3 protein-coding genes are annotated in these 4,911 nt (G+C 37.0%); 2 read left to right on the top strand and 1 reads right to left on the bottom strand.

Annotation, left to right across the window (positions count from 1 at the left end; translation table 11 throughout):
* Positions 1 to 176: 176 nt before the first annotated feature.
* Complete coding sequence (locus B0A57_RS10385) at positions 177 to 521, bottom strand: helix-turn-helix domain-containing protein (RefSeq protein ID WP_011962488.1); 345 nt, start codon at positions 519 to 521, stop codon at positions 177 to 179.
* A gap of 84 nt (positions 522 to 605) precedes the next feature.
* Here B0A57_RS10385 and B0A57_RS10390 point away from each other — a divergent pair, with 84 nt between their 5' ends.
* Both B0A57_RS10390 and B0A57_RS10395 read left to right on the top strand, forming a co-directional pair.
* On the top strand, positions 606 to 803 hold the full coding sequence (locus B0A57_RS10390) for a hypothetical protein (RefSeq protein WP_011962489.1): 198 nt from the start codon (positions 606 to 608) through the stop codon (positions 801 to 803).
* Positions 804 to 1,161: 358 nt separating this feature from the next.
* The coding region (locus B0A57_RS10395) for a beta strand repeat-containing protein (protein ID WP_089082000.1) at positions 1,162 to 4,911 on the top strand (3,750 nt) is incomplete at its 3' end.

The raw sequence follows: 4,911 nt of genomic DNA on the forward strand, positions 1-4,911 counted from the left end.
ATAAATATTCCAGTATTTTTAAAGATAAATTGGTATAATACGAATTTTGCAAGACTAGCAAAAGCCGATTTTTATTTGTTATAGTAGCCTTTTTTATAATATGTATAAAAACATTTATATTAACGGGATCTTGATCATGACTTAAATCCAGTAGTAGTTGCTGCAGTATGGCTCGACTAACTTTTATCTTTATTTGCCTCTCTTGCTTCTTGAAGTTCAATTTCTAAACGGGCTATTTTTTCTTTTTGCATCATTAAGAGTTCAAGATTTATATCAAAACTTACTTTATGTTTTTCTTGAATTGAAATTCCTTCTATTTCAAGATTTTTATGTATCAAATCAGTTTCCGAAATTTTGAAATATTCCGAAATTTGTATTAAATCCAAAAATTTTGGAAAAGAAGTTTCTTTTTCATAATTATTCCATTGTGAGCGACCAAATCCTACCATTTCAGACATTTTGTCTAAAGTTAGTTTTTCTTTTCCTCTCAAAAAAGCTAAATTTTTCCCAAAATATATCATTTTTTTAAATTAAATGTAAAATTATTTGTAATTGTCAAATAATATGGATTATATTTACATTGTATAACGAAACAATCAATATAAATGTGTAAAGATAGAAAAAAACAAAGAAGTGCTAGTAATGCAGTCATATTAAAAATATTGGCAGAAAAATACGGTGTGACAGAGCAATACGTTCGTGTTTGTGTAAAGGGATTTTCTGAGAGTGACAAAGCGGCCGAAATACAAGCAGATTATAAAGTGGTAAAAGAACAAATAACCAATATAAGTAAACAATTATAAAAACAATTAAAGGTCTTGGTTTTGTGTTAATCCTGCTCTATTTAAAAACAGATTCGTTTTATAAATGAGTAAAAATAGTTGTAGTTGTAGGGTTTTTATGAAGAAAATACCGTTAAACGTTTTTATGCGCTAGTTAATCGATAATATTTTTTGTAAGCTTCAAAATGCTATAATTTTGTATGCTAGATCTGTTTTTTACAAACTGACTGTTAAATTATGTTTTATTTTTTTCTTTCCTAAGACACTTGGTTTTGTAATGAAAATCAAGATATTAGAAATGCTATTAAAAAAATAAATATTCAATACTAATTGCATCTCTGCGCTATAGACTAGAGGGCAATTTATTAATATAAATGATATGATAAAAAAAATGCTTTTGAAGGATTGTTTTACAAGTTTTTTTAGTAAAATACCCTGTTTTATTTTCGTTTTAGTGCTTTTTTTAGTGCAAAATGCACACGCCCAATGTACTGCACCTGTAGGCTGTGCTAGTACAGATTTCTCTAATTATGGAGCAAATTCTACTAATGTAGCCGCAACCATTGAGTATGATAATTATATATCTAGTTTTCACTCTACCATAGTTAGAACTCCCGATGGGCTTAAAATTTGGGGGGAAAGAATGGCTAATGACGGGATTGCTAATGTGCTTTCTCCGTTGGTTGTTAATGCGACAAATTTTCCAGCATTAGGTTCTTCAACTCCTTTAAAAGGAGCCTTAGGTAGTTTTGGTAATAGTTATAATTCTCAAAATATTATATTAAGTACAGATGGTTTGTATGCGTGGGGAACAGAAGGAGCGGTCTTAGACGCATCAATTACTTCTAGTGCTACTTTTCAAAAAATTACTATTGCAGGGAATACTAATGGTTTGCCTGCAGGTGTAACTCCTGCAACTGTGAAAATGATGTTTGCTACCCATAATACTATTGCATTAACCACTTGTGATGGAGATGTATGGGTTTTGTCTCAATATGGGAATGTTAGAGGTAATGGAAATACAGGAAATGCTATTACCTGGTATAAAGCAATAGACAAGACTTCTTTGGGGGCGGGCAACACTATCGTTGCTTGTAGGGGTAGTGACGGTAATTTAATTGCACTAACCAGTGATGGTAAAATATATGTTTGGGGAAATAAGGTATATTTAGGTAATAATACAGCAGCTGGAGTTCGTTCCGTAGCAACCCTGATGTCTTTGCCCGTAGGTATAACACCTAAAATGATAGGGTCAACGGCTTCTCAAAATTATTATGTGGCTCACTATGTTTTAGCCACAAACGGTAAATTATATTCTTTGGGTTTAAATCATAACTTTCAATTAGGAATCAGTAGTGTAGCAGAATCTATGACATGGGTTAGACCTATATATCCAAATGTGACAACTATGGATGACGTTAAATGGATTAGTCCTCAAGAACATGATGATGGGTATTCGGCTATAAATGTTATTAATAGTAATTATAATTTATATGCATTTGGTGCTAATAGCTCTGGAATGATTGCAGGAAACATAGTGGGTAGTTATACAATGCCTATAATGCCTGCGGGACTTTCTACTTCAAATAAGATATTGGCTGTTGAAACAGGTGGACACACTAGTATGATTGTAGATAAATGCGAGACTAATTTTGGATATATAGGGCATAGGGTGAGTGGTAGTATGTCTAATGGTAGTATTGAGAGTACTGTGGATGCTTATGATTTCAGTACTACTGCGGTAAAAATTTGCGGTGCTGAATCAGATGGTGATATAATACCAGTAATTCCAGGTGTCGATGGTAGTTATTCTAATTATTGCTCTGTGCCATCTATTATCTTAACTACTACGCCTGCTGGAGGTGCTTTGTCATTAGTAAGTGGTCTTGCTACTTTGTCAGGAAATACGCTTAGTTTTACAGGAGCAGGTACTGTTGTTGTGCAATATGCTTACACTACATCTTGTGGAGTGTCTAGAGTGGCTTCAAAAACATTTACAGTATTTGGGACTCCAGTTACACCAACTGTTTCGTCACAGGTTTTTTGTATAGGAGCGGGAAAAAAAGTAAACGATTTAGTGGCTACTGGGACTGGAATCAAATGGTACAATGCGGCAACAGCAGGAACACAATATACAGGAACAGAACTTTTAGTAACAGGAACATACTATGCAAGTCAAACTGCAAATTATCCTGTTGGTGCATGCGAGAGCGCAAGGACGGTGGTTGCGGTAACGGTAAGTGCTACCCCAGCACCAACAGCATTAGCGCAAATTTTTTGTTCAGTAGATGCTAAAAAAGTAAGTGACTTAGTGGCTATCGGTACTGGAATCAAATGGTACGATGCCGTAACGGCCGGAACACAATATACAGGAGCAGAAGTTTTAGCAACAGGAACATACTATGCAAGTCAAACGATAAATGGATGTGAGAGTGCAAGAACTGCGGTTGCGGTAACGGTAAATCCTACCCCGGGATTGCCAACAGCATCAGCACAAACTTTTTGTTCAGTAGATGCTAAAAAAGTAAGCGACTTAGTGGCTACCGGTACTGGAATCAAATGGTACAATGCCGTAACAGCAGGAGTACAATATACAGGAACAGAAGTTTTAGTAACAGGAATATACTATGCAAGTCAAACCACAAATGGATGTGAGAGTCTAAGAACGGCGGTTAGCGTAACGGTAAGTGGACCAATACCTCAAACAGTATCTGGAACAAACACAGTTTGTGTTGGAAACACAACAACATTCAGTGCCACCACTTCAGGCGGAGCATGGACAAGTGCCACACCAGCAGTAGCTACCGTTAATTCAAGCACGGGAGTTGTAACAGGAGTTTCAGGAGGAGTAAGTATAATCAATTATAGTGTAACCACTACGGGAGGTTGTGTAAATACAGGATCAAGAACTGTGACGGTAAGTGCAGCGCCAAATGCAGGAACGTTATCTGGACCACAAGGGGTTTGTGTAAGTAGTACGACAGCATTTTCTTCAACTGTTTCAGGTGGAGCATGGAGTTCTGCAAATACTGCTATTGCAACAGTTAGTGCAGTAACAGGAGAAATAACAGGAGTTTCGGCAGGAACGACTACTATCACATATACGGTAGCTGGAACAGGAGGTTGTTCAGATGCAATAGCAACAAGAGATGTTACTGTCTATTCACCAAAAGTTACTTTGTCAGGGACTACTTCTATTTTAGAAAATTCAGTTGGGATTAACATAACTGCTACTTTGTCTACAGCAACAATCAGTACAACAACAATTACATTAGCGTATTCTGGAACAGCTACAAATGGTGTAGATTATGCAGCTAGTTCTGCAACAATTACTATACCAGCAGGCGCAACTACAGGAACGGTTACAATTATTCCAATAGACGATATTATTAATGAGGGGTCAGAAACAGTTATTGCTGATATTACTAATGTTACAGGTGGATGCGCTAGTGAGTTAGGTGTTCAAAGGGCAACAGTAACCATTACCGACAATGATAGTGCGCCAACAGTTGCAACAATCAGTCCAGCGAGTGCAACAGAGGGAAGTCCAGTGGTTTTTAGTTTCACTTTAAGTAATCCAAGTGCTATAGCAACGAGTTATACCTTTACTTTAACCAATGGCACAGCGGGTAATTTAGATTACACGACCACATCGGTTACTGTAATTGTGCCAGCAGGCACAACGACAGGCACGGTAAGCGTACCAACGACACAAGATACTATAGACGAACCAAACGAAACATTTACCATCCATAACGGATCAGTAAGTGCTACGGGTACGATTTTAGATGATGACAATACACCAGTGGCAACTATCGGAAATGTAACGATCAATGAAGGAGCAGGAACAGTAACCATCCCTGTAAGTATCGATGTTGTAAGCTCAGTAGATACGGTGATTAACATCACGACCGCTACAGGCACTGCCGGCACCTCAGATTATACCACCACAGTTACCACAGTTACAATTCCAGCAGGCCAAACTACGGTAAATGTAACGGTACCAATTTTAGAAGACACTATCGATGAACCAGCAGAAACATTTACAGTAAACGGAACGGTAACCAGTGGCAACACCATCAATACCAATCCAACAGGCACAGTAACCATTACCGATAACGATGCTACA

The sequence above is a fragment of the Flavobacterium psychrophilum DSM 3660 = ATCC 49418 genome (assembly GCF_002217405.1).
Taxonomy (GTDB): domain Bacteria; phylum Bacteroidota; class Bacteroidia; order Flavobacteriales; family Flavobacteriaceae; genus Flavobacterium; species Flavobacterium psychrophilum.